This window comes from Nocardia sp. NPDC050712 (genome assembly GCF_040654295.1).
In the GTDB taxonomy this organism is placed as follows: domain Bacteria; phylum Actinomycetota; class Actinomycetes; order Mycobacteriales; family Mycobacteriaceae; genus Nocardia.
The window spans coordinates 1-15,005 of record NZ_JBFAHT010000002.1 but is presented as its reverse complement, the minus strand read 5'-3'; the positions used below and the strand labels follow the sequence as shown (position 1 = coordinate 15,005).

Genomic DNA, 15,005 nt, shown 5'->3' with positions numbered 1-15,005 from the left:
GCGGTTTGGTGGAGGCGCGCCGTCCATCGGCCCAGGTCGCGGCTTAATTGCCCAGGTGAATCGGAAACGCCGCCAGGTCGTTCTGCGTCATCACCGGCAGGTTTACCAGCTCGCCGTCGGGCACTGCCAGACGCAGATCCGGGAAGCGGGCGAACAGTGCGGGCAGCGCGATCGCGGCCTCCAGCCGGGCCAGCGCGGCGCCCGGGCAGATGTGCGGTCCGTACCCGAAGGACATGTTGCGCGCGGCGGTCGGCCGGGTGAGGTCGAACTCGTCGGCATCCGCGCCGTGCAGGTCGGTGTCGCGGCCGATGGCGCGATAGGACATCACCACGCCGTCGCCCTTCTCGATCACCACATCGCCCACGGTGATGTCCTCGGTGGCGAAGCGCATCAGCAGATGGTTGACCGGGCCGTCGTAGCGCAGCGTCTCCTCCACGGCCGCGCTCCACTCCCGGTCACCGGTGGCCAGATCGGCCAGCTGCTCGGGGTTGGCGATCAGGGCGCGCACCGCGTTCACCAGCAGGCTCACCGTGGTCTCGTGGCCCGCGGCGACCAGCGCCTTGAGGTTGCCGATCACCTCGGCCTGGGTGAGCGGTTCGCCACCGTCGGTGGCCTGGATCAGGGCCGAGGTCAGGTCGTCGCCCGGCTCGGCGGTCTTCTGCTGGACCATCTTCGTGAAGTAGACGTCCATGTCCCCGATGACCCGCAGGCGCTCGTCCTGCGGGGTCATCACCGAGAAGAACTTCTTGTACCAGCCCAGCAGCAGCGCCTCGTCGGCCGGATCGACGCCCATCAGCTTGCCGATGACCCGCATCGGCAGCGGGTAGGCGAACACCGTCTTCAGGTCGACGACGCCTTCCGCACCGGCCTTGGCCAGGTCGTCGAGCAGTTCGGCGGTGATGCTCTCGATGTAGGGGCGCAGGTCCTCGAGCCGCTTGCGGCTCAGCGCCTGGGTGGTCTTCAGGCGTAGTCGGCGATGTTCGGGACCGTCCACGCTGAACATCGAACGATCCACCAGGATCATCCCGATCAGCGGCCACTGGTCGGTGATCACGCCGTTGGTCCACAGCGACCAGCCGTGGATGTCCTTGATCAGCCGGGTGTCGGTGAGCAGCTGCCGGGCCAGCGCGTGCTCGGTCACCGTCCAGACGGGCGCGCCGAGCAGATCGATCTTGGCCAGGCGACCGGCGGCCCGCAGCCGCGTGGTCTCCCCCGTGAGATCACCGACCATCGGATCGATGGCGATGGTCTCCATGTGTGGACATTCCCGCATTACAGCGTCCCTCCGACGGCGCGAACTGGGGTGAAAACAACTGGTAGCGAAGTCATTCCGCGCAGGAACGCGGAGGGACGGCGCACCAGGGTCTGGGCGGGGACGGCGAGATCGACGTCGGGCAGCCGGTCCAGCAGGACTTCCACACCGGTCCGGGCGATGATCTCGGCGATCTGCTGCGCCGGGAACGGGCAGCGGTATTCGCCGTAGCTGAACGAGAAGTGCGCGCTGTTGCCGGCGTGCGCCGGTTCGGTGTTCACCGAGACGTGCTGGCGCACATGCGGATCGGCGTTGGCCGCGCCGAGGCCGAGCAGCACCAGGTCGCCGGCGCGGATGATCTTGTCGGCGAGCCGGGTGTCGCGCGCGGCCCAGCGGCCGGCCAGGATCTGGGTCGGGGTGTCCTCCCAGAGCACCTCGTTCATCGCCTGCCCCACGCTGCGCCGGCCGCCGCCGAGCGCGGCGGCGAAGCGATCGTCGGTGAGCATGAGCCGCACCGAGTTCCCGATCCAGTCCGCGGTCGGCAGGTATCCGGCGGCGGTGACCGCCATGATGTCGAGCACATACTCCTGATCGGAGAACGGCTCCGGATGCGCCAGCATCTGCGACACCAGATCGTAGCCGGGGACCGCGCGCTTGGTGGCCATCAGTTTCCCGCACAGCTCGGCGAACCGCAGATGCGCCTGCTGGGCGTCGGCGCCGCCGTCGGTGAAGGTCTTCATGGTCCAGGCCAGTTCCGGGCCTTCCTCGTCCGGGAAACCCATGATCCGGGCGAGCACCAGCACCGGCAGCGGCTCGGCGTAGTCGGCAACGATCTCGGCGCGCCCGCGCCCGCAGAAGCCGTCGATCAGCTGATCGGCGACTTCCTCACAGACCCGGCGCAATTCGAACGGGTCGACCGTCTCGAGCGCGGGCTCCACCATCGACACGTGGCGGCGATGCTCGGCGCCGGCGGTGAAGTAGATCGAGGGCATCGGGTGCCCGACCATCGGCAGCAGCGGCCAGTCCTCGGGAATGTTGGGCCACTGATTCCACAGGCCGACATCGCGCGGGAACAGATCCGGATCGCTGGTCACCTGGTGCAGTTCGCGGTAGCCGACGATCAGCCAGGCCGGGAAACCGCCGGGCAGCTCGACCGCGACGACCGGGCCGTGCTCGCGGCGCATCTCGCGATAGAGCTGGTGCGGATCGGTGTGGAATCGCGGCCCGCTGAGCGGAACCGCACCGCCACCGTGTTGCACGGGGCAGCCGCCGGTGGGCGCGTGGTCGCCGGTGAACGCGATATCTCCGGAATGGCTCGTCGTCATCGGACGTGTTCCTCCCTAGCTGCGTAGAGATGCTCGACCAGGGTGATGAGCACTCCCTTGCTCGACTCGCGCGACCGGGCGTCGCAATCCACCAGCGGCACATGCGGATCCAGGTCCAGCGCGTCGCGGACGTCCTCCAGCCGGTGCACGCCGCCGAAGTTGTTGCACGCCACGATGAACGGCGTCCCGGTGGACTCCAAGCGGTCGATCGCGTACCAGGAGTCCGCGATTCGGCGCTGATCCACCAGCACGATCGCGCCGAGCGCACCGGCGAAGAGCCGATCCCACAGGAACCAGAACCGCTCCTGCCCCGGCGCGCCGAACAGATACAGCACGTGCTCGTCGTCGATGGAGATCCGGCCGAAGTCGAAAGCGACGGTGGTGGTGGACTTCCCGCGCACCGCGGTGACGTCGTCGATGCCGACGCCGCTCTGCGTCATCGTCGCCTCGGTGTCGAGCGGGCGGATCTCGCTGACCGCGCGCACCAGGGTGGTCTTGCCGACCCCGAACCCGCCGACGATGACGATCTTCAGGCCTTGGCTGGTACTGGCGGGCAATGGCGCGTCCGCCCGGGCGGGGCGGGTGTCAGAGCTTGCGAAGTCCAACGAGCACCTTCTCGAGAGTGGAGGTGTCCGGCAGCGCGGTCCACGGCGCGCCGGGCGAACTCGGGGCGTTGTGCGGATGCCGCACGGTGATCTTGCCCATGGCCAGCAGGTCCGAGAGCAGCACGGTGGCGATGCCGACCGGCAGGCGCAGCTCCGCCGCGATCTCGACGACCGCGGTCGGCGCGGCACACATCCGCAGGATCGCCACGTGCTCGGACTGCATGCCCGGGGTGGGATCGGATTCGGTGACCACGAGGGTGACCAGATCGAAGCTGTCGGAGTCCGGGCGGCTGCGGCCGCCGGTCAGGGTGTAGAGCCGGTCCGGGTCGTCATCACGCCCCGGTCGGCCGGCCCTGGTCATGGCTGTATCCATTGGGCATGATCGGGGCCCTGCATGGTTACGCGCTGCTGCCGCCTCCGGGCCTGACCTCTCACGCCCGGGCCGATCCGACCCGCGGCTGCGCCGCGAGGTAATGACCCAGCTGCTCGACCAGCTCGCGCATGTTGTGCCCGATCAGGCCCGCGTCGGCGTCGTCGCTGGCCACGACCGCGATATGGGCGCCCATGCCGGCCTCGACGACGAACAGGATGCCACCGTAGAACTCGGTCATGGACTGGCGAACCCCGCCGCGTCCGTTACCGAATTCGACGGAGGCCCCGTGCGCGAGGCTCTGGATGCCCGCCGAGATGGCGGCCAGCTGATCGGCGCTGTCGGTGCCGAGTTCGGGGGTGTGGCAGATCTTGAGGCCGTCGCCGGAGAGCAGCAACGCGTGGCGGGTTCCGGGGGTGCGGGACAGCAGTTGCTCCAAGAGCCAACCCAGCTGCGAGGGCACGGTGGTGGTCATCGATCGTTCTCCACGGCGACTGAAGGGGCAGGGGGTAGAGCATCAGCGCCGTTGCTGCGAGGGGCCACGGCGCGCTGGAACGCGCCGAAGGCCGAGGGCCGCGACACCGGCGGCGGTGGGGTGGGTTCCAGCCGCGCGTCGGTCAGCCCTTCGGGATGCACCGCGGCCAGGGTGGAGCCGCGGCGGCGCTTGGGCAGCCCGGAATCGACGATCCCGGAGGTGGTTTCGGTGCCCACCGGCAGCGGCTCCGGTGCGGTGGACACGGGAGCCGGCTGCGCCGCAACGGGTTCCAGCAGTTCGGCGAGGCGATTGCGCCCGGTGACCGGCGCCACCGCGGTGATCGGCGCGGTACTGCGTTCCAGCCGGGTGGTCAGATCGCGCGGGACCACCACGACCACGGCGGTGCCGCCGATCGCGGAGGGCCGGTAGGAGACGGTAAGTCCGTGCTTGCGGGCCAGGTGCCCGACCACGGCCAGGCCGAGCCGGGTGCCGGTGAGCGAGGACAGGTCCGCGCCGCGGCGATTGTCGCCGCCCTGCCCGGAGACCGCCTGCTCGGCCCGCCGCAGCGCCGATTCACTCATGACCAGGCCGGAGTCCTCGATGGTGAGCACCACGCCCGCGGGCACCTCGGCGGCGTAGACGTGCACCTCGGTGGTGGGCGGGGAGAAGTTGCAGGCGTTGTCGAGCAGTTCGGCCAGGGTGTGCATCAAGCCCTCGGCGGCATGCCCGGCGACCGCGATCTCGGCGACCGCGCGCAGCCGCACCCGCTGATAACCCGCGACGCGGCCCATCGCGCCACGCAGAATCGATTCCATCGCAATGGGTTTGGCCCACCGGCGGCCGGTGCGCGCCCCACTGAGTACGGCGATGCTATCGGCCAGGCGACCGGCCTGGGCCGTGCGGTGGTCCAGCTCGAGCAGGTCGGCCAGCACCTTCGGGTCGGCGTGGCGGTGCTCCATCTCGCGCAGCTCGGCCAGCATGGAGGTGGTCATGGCCTGCATCCGGCCGGCGGCGCCGGCGAACGCGGCCATCGCGGCGGCCCGGCGGTTCTCGCTGTTCTTGATCTCCCAGGCCTGCTTGGTGGTGGCCTCGTTCGCGGCGGCGATGATCGCGGCGGCATCGGTATTCGAGGTCGTCACGGTCCGGCGGGCGCGCTGGGTTTCGGCGCGGAAATGCACGGCCGCGGTCACACTGGCGCACACCAGCAGCGCGGCGAATACCGCCCCGATCAGCAACGGAATGCGAAAATCCGCGGGCGCGGCCCACACCGCGGCAGCGATGACCGCCGCGCTCACACCGAGGCAGACGAGCAGAGTCCGATAGGGCAATCGCGGACCCGATACAGCGGGTTTGTATAGCTCGCCGTCAGGATTCATGAGGGTGACAAATTCCGATCTTCCGCCAAAAATGCAGGCCGCCAGGCAGTTTCAAATCGGGCACGAGCATAACCGGACAGGCGGGCGGGCGAAAGTCGAGCGGGCCCGAGGTGCCCGAGGTCACGGGCCGCCGAATCGATACCTATATGCTTCCGTCACAGACAGTTCGAACAGGAGATTGCGCCATGGTTACCAGCACGGTCCAGACGGTCATCGCCGCCCCGCGCGAGGTCGTCTACAAGTTCTTCACCGAACGCGACGGCATCGGCCCCTACCTGCCGGTTGTGAACTTCACGCTCAAGAAGCCGGGCACGGGCGCCGCCTCCGGCATCGGCGCGCAGTACCTGATCGGGGTCGGCAAGCTCGGCATCACCGAGGAGACCACGCAGCTGGTGCCCAACGAGCGGATGGAATACAAGATCGTCGCCGGGGCCCCGGTGAAGCGGCACGTCGGCACGATCACCTTCGCCGACGCCGACAACAACAGCACCGTCGTGAATTACACAATGGAGTCCGAGCCGAGCCTGCCGGTGCCCGGAAAGGTACTCGAACTGGGTCTGCGCACGCTCATCAATCAATTCCTCGGCGGCGCGAAGAAAGCCCTGCGCTAAACGTTCGCGCGTTCGGATTTCGCGGTGTCCAGCAGTTCCTCGGCATGGGCGCGGCCGGTCTCGGTGTCATCGAGACCGGCCAGCATGCGGGCCAGCTCGATCACCCGCTCATCCTTGCCCAGCGCCCGAACTCCACTGTTCACCTTGCCTTTTCCATCGTCGGACTTGTCGACGACCAGGTGTGTGTCGGCGAACGCCGCGACCTGGGGCAGATGGGTCACCACGATGACCTGATGGGTCCGGGCCAGCCGCGCCAGGCGGCGCCCGATCTCCACCGCCGCGCGACCACCCACACCGGCGTCGACCTCGTCGAACACCATGGTGGCGCCGTGATCGGAGCCGGCGAGCACCACTTCCAGCGCCAGCATCACCCGGGAGAGTTCACCGCCGGAGGCGCTCTTGCTCAGCGGCAGCGACTGCGCGCCGGAATGCGCGGACAACCGGAACTCCACCTCGTCCACCCCGGCCGGCCCGGCGTGCAGGTCTCTGCCGTCCACGGTGAGCGGCGCGGAATCCTGCGGGCTCGCGAGCACCGGCCGCACCGCCACCTCCAGGCGCGCCTTGCCCATGGCCAGCCCGCCCAGTTCGGCGCTCACCGCCGAGGCCAGTTTGCCCGCGGACTTGGTGCGCGCGGTACTCAGCTTCTTGGCGGCCGCGCGCACCCGTTCCGCGGCGATGTCGACCTCGGCGGACAACTTCGCCAGCGCCTCCTCCGAGACGTCCAGGGAGCCGAGGCGGGTCCGGGCGTCCTCGGCCCAGGCGATCACGCCGTCGACATCGGAGGCGTACTTGCGGGTCAGGCCCTTCAACTCGGCCTGGCGGGTGAGCAGCGAATCCAGGGCGCCCGGATCCGAGGGCAGATCCGAGAGGTAGCTGCTCAGTTCGGTGGTCACATCGACCACCACGGAGATGGCCTCGTCCAGCCGGGGCCCGAGCATGGTCAGCTTCGGATCGTCGGAGGATTCGACGCGGGCCCGGGCCAGGCCGAGCGCGGCCAGCGCACCCGAGTGATCCTCCGGCGCGTCGGCCGGACCGGCCAGCGCGTCGTGTGCCGTCGCGGCCGACTCGCGCAGCGAGTCCAGATCGCTGAGCCGGCGCACCTCGTCCAGGATGCGCTTGTCCTCACCGGGTTCCGGAGCGACGGCGTCGATCTCGTTGAGCGCGTACTGCAACCGATCGGCCTCGAGCGCGAGCTCGCGGCTGCGCGCCGTGCGCTCCAGCAGCTCCGAGCGCGCGTCCAGCCAAGAACGCCGGGCCACACCGTATTTGCGCAGCAGCGGGCCGGTGGTATCGCCGGCGAACTGATCGAGCGCGGCGAGCTGCTGCTCGGGGCGCTGCAACCGGAGCTGATCGTTCTGGCCGTGCACGGTCAGCAAGGGGGCGGTGAAATCGGCGAGCACCGAGGCGGGCACGCTGCGCCCGCCCAGATGCGCGCGGGACCGCCCGTCGCTGCCGACGGTGCGGATGGCGATCACGCTGCCGTCGTCATCGGCCTGTGCCGCGGCCGCTTCCAGCACCTCGGCGACCTCGGCGCGGGCGGCGTCGTTGACGTCCTCGACGGTGAAGCGCCCCTCCACCACCGCACGCGCGGCGCCGAGACGAACCCGGCCCGCGTCCGCGCGGGCACCGCTGAGCAGGTGCAGGCTGGTGACGACCATGGTCTTACCGGCGCCGGTCTCACCGGTGAGCACGGTCAGGCCCTCGTGGAATTGCGCTGTGGCAGTGGATATGACGCCCAAGCCGTCAATCCTGATCTCGGTCAGCAAGGTGGCCTCCTTCGTCGGCTACGCACGCCGGCGGCCACGCCAGCCGGTGACGGGCAACTGGAACTTGCGCACCATCCGGTCCGCGAACGGTGCGGAATCCAACCGCACCCAGCGCACCGGCTCGGCGCCGCGGACCGCTTCCACCCGGCCCCCGCGCGGCAGGGCCATCGTGCGCCTGCCATCCAGGAAAACTATCGCATCGTGGCCCGTGGCCACCGACTCGACCGCGATCCGCGACTCCGGGCTGGTCACCAGCGGGCGCGCGAACAGCGCGTGCGCGTTGCTCGGAATCACCAGCAGCGCCTCGAGTTCCGGCCACACCACCGGGCCGCCGGCGGAGAAGGCGTAGGCCGTCGACCCCGTCGGGGTGGAGATGAGCACACCGTCGCAGCCGAACGAGGACACCGGGCGGCCGTCGACCTCGAGCACCACCTCCAACACGCCCATGCGCTGGGCGTTCTCGATGCTGGCTTCGTTGAGCGCCCACCCGGTTTCGACGATCTCGTCGTTCACCCGGACGGTCAGGTCGATGGTCATGCGGTGTTCGATCCGGTAGTCGCCGGCCACCACCTGCGCCAGCGCCTCGTCCAGGTTCTCGGCCTCGGCCTCGGTGAGAAAACCGATGCGGCCCAGGTTGATTCCCAGCACCGGCACCGCCGCGGAACGCGCCAGTTCGGCGGCGCGCAGGAAGGTGCCGTCACCGCCGAGCACGAGCACCATCTCGCAGCCGACCGCGGCGTCCGGGCAGTGGTCGACGACCTTGGCCGGATAGCCACCCGGCTCGGCCAGCGCCAGCACGTTACGCGCCGGATCCTCGCATTCGAACCGGGTGCTGTCGGCCTCGTCGGCCAGCACCCGCAACCCGATACCGGCATCGGCGAAGATCTTCGCGACCCGATGCGCGGTCTCGATGATCTCGGCCCGCCCCGGGTGCGAGATCAGCAGAATTTCCCGGCCTGTCGGCTCCGCGCTCACTGTGGACCCTCCTCGACCGCACGCTCGACCAAGGCGGCTACCTCGGCGGCGTCATAACTGACCTGTTCATCCTTGCGCAGCCACAGGAAATACTCGACATTGCCCGACGGACCGGGCAGCGGGCTGGCCACCGCGCCGAGCGTGCGCAGCCCGAGCCCGGCGGCGGCCGCGGCGACGTCGCGCACGGTTTCGGCGCGCAACCCCGGATCCCGCACCACTCCGCCCGACCCCAGGCGCTCCTTGCCGACCTCGAACTGCGGCTTCACCATCGGCAGCAGATCCGCGCCCGGCGCCGCGCACGCGGCCAGCGCGGGCAGCACCAGCGCCAGCGAGATGAACGACAGATCGCCGACCACCAATTCGACTGTGCCGCCGATGGATTCCGGGGTGATACCGCGGACATTGGTGCGGTCGAAGACCCGCACCCGATCGTCGTTCTGCAACCGCCAGATCAGCTGGCCGTAACCGACGTCCACGGCCACCACCTCCTCGGCATCCCGCGACAGCAGCACGTCGGTGAAACCGCCCGTGGACGCGCCCGCGTCCAGGCAGCGCTTACCGGCGACCGTCAGGGGCTCGAACGCGTCCAGCGCGCCGATCAGCTTGTGCGCACCCCGCGACGCCCACGACACCTCGCCGGCATCCTCGCGCACCAGCAGCGGCGCCGCCGGATCGACCTGGGTCGCCGGTTTCGTCGCCACCGCACCGTTGATCAGGACGCGGCCCGCGCCGATCAGCTCGACCGCGTGCTCCCGCGATCGCGCCAACCCGCGGCGAACCAGTTCGGCGTCCACCCGCGCGCGTCTGGCCACCTCAGATCTTGTCCACCGTGGCGAGTGCCTGCACCAGCACCTCGTGCGCCTGCTCCAGGATGTGGGCGCGGCGGGCGATGTCGACACCGGACTCGGCACTGGTCGCCGCCGAGTCGTAGACATCGGAGCGCACCTCGAGTTCGGCGAGCAGGCTGTCGATCTCGGCCCGGATCTGCACCGGGTCGGCGGTTTCCGGACGACCCTGCGCGCCGGCCAGATGCTGACCCGGCAGCGGCACGGACGGGCGATGGATGGGCGTACTCATGGTGCCGACAACGCTACCCGAACCCGCATTCGAACACGAAGCGCATCGCTGCGGACGCCGTCGCCCGCGGCGGCGCTCGGTGCCACCCTCGCCGCCGCGGAGCGGGCCGGTACCGGCGGCATTATCGGGGCAGGTCCCAAGCCGTGCGGGCCGAGGAGACGGTGATCGCGCGCCCTGGATTCGCCTGCAGCAGCTCGGTCAGGGTGGAGCCCAGATCATCGGCGACCGGCGGGTGGTTGAGCGCCTCGAGCGAGTCCGCGACAAAGGTCGGAATCAGTTCGGGGGCAGCGGTATCGAGCTCGGCGAGCGTGCTCACACCGGTCAGGACCAGCAGCGAATCCAGGCCGACGGTGTTCGCGCCTTCGATGTCGGTGTCCAGGCGGTCCCCGACCACGAGAGCACTGCGGGTCTCCGCACGGCGCAGCGCGTCCTCCATGAGCGGGGCGAACGGCTTGCCCGCCACGATCGGATCGCGGCCCGAGGCCGTGCGCAGCGCGGCCACCATCGACCCGTTGCCGGGGGCCAGACCGCGCTCGTTCGGCAGCGTCTTGTCGGTATTCGCCGCGATCCACAGCGCCTCGGCGCTCAGCGCGTACGCCGCCTCGGCCAGATCCGGCCAGCCCGTGGTCGGCGAATGCCCCTGCACCACCGCGGCGGGGGCGCTGCCGTTGAACCGGCGGATCGGCTGCAAGCCGACCGCGTCGACCTCGGCGGCCAGATCGTCGGAACCGACCACGAGCACCGTCGACCCAGGCGCGAGCCGCTCGGCGAGCAGGCGGGCCGCCGCCTGCGCGCTGGTCACCACGTCGTCGGTGGTGGCGGGGAAGCCGAGCTCGGCCAGGTGCCCGGCCACTTTCTCCGGGGCGCGGCTGGCGTTGTTGGTGACGTAGACCAGGCGCTGCTCGCCCGGCCCCGCGGCCAGCGCGGCCGGGGCGCCCTCGATCACCACCGGGCCGCGGTACAGCGTGCCGTCCAGATCCAGCAGGAGAGCTTCATAGCGATCTCGTAGTCGCGTCACGGCACAAAACCCTACGCGAGCCCGGCCGCCGACGGGCACGGCACGGGCCGGATTGCCTTTCAGTCCTTGTACTTCGGGGCGGGCGGCCCCGGCGAAGCGCCGAGCAGATTCAGGTGCTTCTGATACAGCGCCTGCCAGGTGCCGTCGGCGCGGAGCCGGTCCAGACTGGCGTTGACGAAGCGGACCAGGTCGGGTTTGCCGTCCGGCAGGCCGATCGCGTAGAAATCGTTGGCCATGGCCGGGCCGACCACCGCGAGGTTGTTGTCCTGCAAGGCCAGGCCGTGCAGGATCGGGGCGTCGGTGCTGATCGCGTCCGCGGCGCCCTGCTGCAGGGCGACCAGGCAGTCGGTCCAGGTCTGCATGCCGATCACCGTCGGCGGCTTGGGCAAGCGGAACAGCGGCTCGAGCGAGGTGGTGCCGGTGACGCTGCACGCGCGCTTGCCGCCCAGATCGTCGGCCGACCGGATCCCCGAGGACGCCACCGTCAGGACCTTCTGCTCGGAGACGTAGTAGACCGACGAGAAATCGATCTCCTTGTCCCGCTCGCAGGTCGTGGAGAAGGTGTTCACCACCAGATCCACCCGGCCGTTGCGCAACGCGGGAATCCGCTCCGCCGAACTCAACGGCACCAGATCGATCTTCGCCGGATCACCGAACAGGTCGCGCGCGATCTCCTTGGCGATATCGATATCGAAGCCCTCGAGCGCGCCCGTGCGCGGATTCCGGAACCCGAACAGATAGCCGTCCTGCGCCACCCCGACCTTCACCCGGCCGTTCGCGACGATCTGCGCCATCGCGCTCCCCGCCGGCATCGCACCGCGCGGCGGCAGCCCGCCGGGACGCAAACTCGATGTCGCATCACAGGAATCATCGCCACGCTGAACCGGGGCGCTGGTGATCTCCTCCGCCCGCGGCGGCATCGGCCGCACCGGAGCGATCGTCACCCCCGCGGTCGGCGGCGCACCGGAATCACACCCCGCCACCAGCGCCGACACCGCCACCAGCAGCGCCACACCGATCGATCGCATCCTGACCATGAGACCACCCCTCCCCAGCGATTCTACGACCGATTCATCCCAGCTTGGCTACGAATTCACCGGCGCGCAACTGGAATTCGCGGGCTCGGAACGAAAACCTCACTCCCCCAGCGGGATCTCACGCCACCCCTTGGCGCGCCAGCGAGTTGCCCACCTTGTGCCGCGTCCTCGGACATACTTCTGCGGCCTGGCCGGGTTCGCATCCGCGACGGTGTTCCCGGTGCATCGCTCGCGGCCTTGATCACGGCCGTACTCGCGGACGGAGTTCCCGGTGCATCGCTCGCCGCCTTGATCACGGCCGTACTCGCGGACGGAGTTCCCGGCGCATCGCTCGCCGCCTTGATCACGGCCGTACTCGCGGACGGAGTTCCCGGCGCATCGCTCGCCGCCCTGATCACGGCCGTACTCGCGCAGCGCAGTCACATCGCTGAAGCTCGTCCGGGCCACGTAGACACGCAGCGGTGGCAGTTCGGCGCGACTGGAGCCCACTACGTGTCCGATCGGGGCCGGACGCACGAAACCCCTGTGCCGGGGGGGGTAGTGGCACAGGGGTTTCGGGTGGGGATCAGAGGTCGCCGGTGAGTTCCTCGGCGCGTTCTTCGGCGTCGGTCTCGGCCTCGAGGTCGGCGGACGCGGCGTTGAGGAACCAGGTGAGGCCCTCGTCGGTGCGGCCGGCGGCGACCAGGGCGTCGGCGTAGGCGTAGAAGAGGCGGGCGTAGGAGGAGCCGGTCTTGGCCGGGTCCAGGTCGGCGGTCTGCAAGGTGACCACGGCCTGGTCGAACTCGCCGAGGTCCATGCGGGCGCCCGCCACCACGATGCGGAGTTCGATGGCCTCCTCACCGCTGAGCTCACGGGCCTCGTCGCTGCGGCCGAGCTCGATGGCACGCTCCGGGCGGCCGAGACCGCGTTCGCAGTCCGCCATGACCGCCAGCAGGCCGGCGCCGCCGGACATGCGGCGGGCGGTACGCAGCTCGGACAGGGCCTCAGCCCATTCACCGGCGTGGTAGGCGGTGACGCCCGCGGTTTCGCGAACCACCGCGACGCGGCCGGCCCGCTGGCGAGCGGCGCGCGCGTGCGCCAAGGCCAGGGCCGGGTCGTCGTCGATCAGCCGGGCGGCCATCACCAGGTGGCGGGCCACGGTATCGGCGTTGTTCTTATCCAGGGTCAGCAAGTCGCGACGGACCGAGGAGTCCAGATCGGAGGCCTGGAGGTCGTCCGGCAGATCCGGCTCCTCGGGGCGCGCCGCACGGCGGTCCATGTCGCGGCCGGCACCAAAGCTGTCCCGGCTGCCCTCGCCGCCGCGACGGCGGTCCGGGGAGGAGTCGTTGCGGTCGCCGCCGCGCTTGAAGCCGCCTTGGGCCGTGGAACTGCGGTCGGAAGAGTCGCTACTGCGCTTGAAACCACCGCGCTCGCTGGAATCGCCGTCCCGCTTGAAACCACCACGATCGTTGGAGTCGCCATCGCGCTTGAAGCCGCCACGATCGTTGGAGTCGCCATCGCGCTTGAAACCACCACGATCGTTGGAGTCGCCATCGCGCTTGAAACCACCGCGGTCGCTGGAATCGCTGCGCTTGAAGCCACCGCGATCGGACGAACCGCCGCGATCGTCGCCACCGCGGTTGTAGCCGCCGCGGTCGTTGGAATCGGTGTTGCGCTTGAAACCGCCACGGTCATCGCTGCCACGGCTGGAGCTGCTGCGATCCGAGGAACCGCCGCTGCGGTTGAACCCGCCGCGATCGGAAGAGCCGCTGTCGCGCTTGAAACCGCCACGATCGCCGGAGTCGTTGCCGCGCTTGAAGCCACCGCGGTCATCGCTGCCACGGCTGGAGCCACGATCGTCGCTGCTGCGGTTGGAACCACGATCGTCGCTGCTGCGGTTGTAGCCGCCACGGTCGCCGGAGTCGCTGCGCTTGAAGCCACCGCGCTCGGACGAACTACCGCGATCGTCTCCACCACGGTTGTAGCCACCGCGGTCGTTGGAATCGGTGTTGCGCTTGAAACCGCCACGGTCATCGCTGCCACGGCTGGAGCCGCCGCGATCAGACGAACCGCCGCTGCGGTTGAACCCGCCCCGGTCGTCATTGCCGCGGGTGTAGCCACCGCGGTCGCCGGAGCCACCGCTGCGGTTGAATCCGCCGCGGTCCGAGGAACCACTGTCGCGCTTGAAGCCGCCACGGTCGGAAGAACCGCCGCGGTCGGAAGAGGAGTTGCGGTCCGAAGAGCCGCCGCGGTTGTACCCGCCCCGGTCACCGGAGTCATTGTTGCGCTTGAAACCGCCGCGATCATCGCCACCACGGCTGGAGCTGCTGCGATCCGAGGAACCGCCGCTCCGATTGAACCCGCCGCGATCGGAAGAGCCGCTGTCGCGCTTGAAACCGCCACGGTCATCACTGCTGCCGCGGGTGTAACCACCGCGATCACTGGAATTGTTGCTGCGGTTGTATCCGCCGCGATCATCGCCACCACGGCTGGAACCGCCTCGGTCGGCGGAATCATTGTTGCGCTTGAAGCCGCCGCGGTCGTCGCTGCCGCGGTTCGAACTGCTGCGGTCGGAGGAGCCGCCGCTGCGGTTGAATCCGCCCCGGTCGGAGGAACCACTGTCGCGGTTGAAGCCGCCGCGAGCGCTGGAGTCGGTGTTGCGCTTGAAGCCGCCGCGATCATCGCCACCGCGGTTGTAGCCGCCCCGGTCGCCGGCGTCGTTGCTGCGTCTGGCGCCGCCGCGATCCCCGGAACCGCCGCGCGGGCCGCCGGCGGAGTCACCGCGGGCGGAGCTGCTGGGACGGTCGCCGCTCGAGCCACCGTGGGAGGGCCGATCGGATCCCTCGCCGCGTCGGAAGGACTTCCGACCGTCGTTCTGCTCCGACACGGTGATCCCTTTCTAAGTTCGTACTCGGGAAAGCTGAGATTCAGGGCCCCTTGCATTCAAGCACGTGCCGACCCGGGGGCCGAGATCCGGCAGTGTAATGGGACCAAAAGGTGCCCAAACGACGATAGGGGACCCAGAGTCTGGGTCCCCTATCGTGAAGGATGTTCCGGCGGTGTCCTACTCTCCCACACCCTGTCGAGTGCAGTACCATCGGCGCAGGTGGCCTTAGCTTCCGGGTTCGGAATGGGACCG

The 15,005-nt window shown here is 69.7% G+C and carries 13 protein-coding genes, 1 rRNA gene and 1 pseudogene; 1 reads left to right on the top strand and 14 read right to left on the bottom strand.

What is annotated here, in order from left to right:
* Positions 1-43: 43 nt before the first annotated feature.
* From AB0H76_RS10490 to AB0H76_RS10465, 6 genes are all read right to left on the bottom strand, one after another.
* On the bottom strand, positions 44-1,255 hold the full coding sequence (locus tag AB0H76_RS10490) for a cytochrome P450 (protein ID WP_357320623.1): 1,212 nt from the start codon (positions 1,253-1,255) through the stop codon (positions 44-46).
* Between the two features lie 17 nt (positions 1,256-1,272).
* Positions 1,273-2,577 (bottom strand): cytochrome P450, encoded by a 1,305-nt coding sequence (locus tag AB0H76_RS10485; RefSeq protein ID WP_357320620.1) that lies wholly within the window; start codon positions 2,575-2,577, stop codon positions 1,273-1,275.
* A complete protein-coding gene (locus AB0H76_RS10480) occupies positions 2,574-3,134 on the bottom strand; it encodes an ATP/GTP-binding protein (protein WP_357326051.1) in 561 nt (186 codons plus the stop codon). The genes AB0H76_RS10485 and AB0H76_RS10480 overlap by 4 nt, the downstream gene beginning before the upstream one ends.
* A gap of 28 nt (positions 3,135-3,162) precedes the next feature.
* Positions 3,163-3,543: a DUF742 domain-containing protein gene (locus tag AB0H76_RS10475; RefSeq protein ID WP_357320617.1), complete on the bottom strand. Its 381-nt coding sequence runs from the start codon at positions 3,541-3,543 to the stop codon at positions 3,163-3,165.
* Positions 3,544-3,613: 70 nt separating this feature from the next.
* Positions 3,614-4,027, bottom strand: a complete 414-nt coding sequence (locus tag AB0H76_RS10470; RefSeq protein WP_357320614.1) for a roadblock/LC7 domain-containing protein — start codon at positions 4,025-4,027, stop codon at positions 3,614-3,616.
* The gene (locus AB0H76_RS10465) at positions 4,024-5,355 is read right to left on the bottom strand and encodes an ATP-binding protein (RefSeq protein WP_357320612.1); all 1,332 of its coding nucleotides are present in this window, start codon (positions 5,353-5,355) and stop codon (positions 4,024-4,026) included. The genes AB0H76_RS10470 and AB0H76_RS10465 overlap by 4 nt, the downstream gene beginning before the upstream one ends.
* Before the next feature lie 233 nt (positions 5,356-5,588).
* On the opposite strand from AB0H76_RS10465, the gene AB0H76_RS10460 reads away from it, so the two are divergent.
* Complete coding sequence (locus AB0H76_RS10460) at positions 5,589-6,014, top strand: SRPBCC family protein (protein WP_357320609.1); 426 nt, start codon at positions 5,589-5,591, stop codon at positions 6,012-6,014.
* Here AB0H76_RS10460 and recN read toward each other — a convergent pair.
* From recN to rrf, 8 genes and pseudogenes are all read right to left on the bottom strand, one after another.
* Positions 6,011-7,780 carry a DNA repair protein RecN gene (recN, locus tag AB0H76_RS10455; protein ID WP_357320606.1) on the bottom strand — a complete coding sequence of 590 codons (1,770 nt, stop codon included), beginning with the start codon at positions 7,778-7,780 and terminating at the stop codon, positions 6,011-6,013. The two genes, AB0H76_RS10460 and recN, sit on opposite strands and share 4 nt — an antisense overlap.
* Before the next feature lie 18 nt (positions 7,781-7,798).
* Complete coding sequence (locus tag AB0H76_RS10450; protein WP_357320603.1) at positions 7,799-8,755, bottom strand: NAD kinase; 957 nt, start codon at positions 8,753-8,755, stop codon at positions 7,799-7,801.
* The gene (locus AB0H76_RS10445; protein ID WP_357320600.1) at positions 8,752-9,567 is read right to left on the bottom strand and encodes a TlyA family RNA methyltransferase; all 816 of its coding nucleotides are present in this window, start codon (positions 9,565-9,567) and stop codon (positions 8,752-8,754) included. The genes AB0H76_RS10450 and AB0H76_RS10445 overlap by 4 nt, the downstream gene beginning before the upstream one ends.
* A 1-nt stretch (position 9,568) precedes the next feature.
* Positions 9,569-9,832 (bottom strand): hypothetical protein, encoded by a 264-nt coding sequence (locus tag AB0H76_RS10440; protein WP_357320597.1) that lies wholly within the window; start codon positions 9,830-9,832, stop codon positions 9,569-9,571.
* Positions 9,833-9,953: 121 nt separating this feature from the next.
* Positions 9,954-10,850, bottom strand: a complete 897-nt coding sequence (locus AB0H76_RS10435) for an HAD-IIA family hydrolase (RefSeq protein WP_357320594.1) — start codon at positions 10,848-10,850, stop codon at positions 9,954-9,956.
* A gap of 59 nt (positions 10,851-10,909) precedes the next feature.
* Positions 10,910-11,878: a glutamate ABC transporter substrate-binding protein gene (locus AB0H76_RS10430; RefSeq protein ID WP_357320591.1), complete on the bottom strand. Its 969-nt coding sequence runs from the start codon at positions 11,876-11,878 to the stop codon at positions 10,910-10,912.
* A gap of 574 nt (positions 11,879-12,452) precedes the next feature.
* A pseudogene (locus AB0H76_RS10425) lies at positions 12,453-13,478 on the bottom strand (hypothetical protein); the annotation flags it as partial.
* Positions 13,479-14,917: 1,439 nt separating this feature from the next.
* Positions 14,918-15,005: ribosomal RNA gene (rrf, locus tag AB0H76_RS10420) — 5S ribosomal RNA — on the bottom strand; the annotation flags it as partial.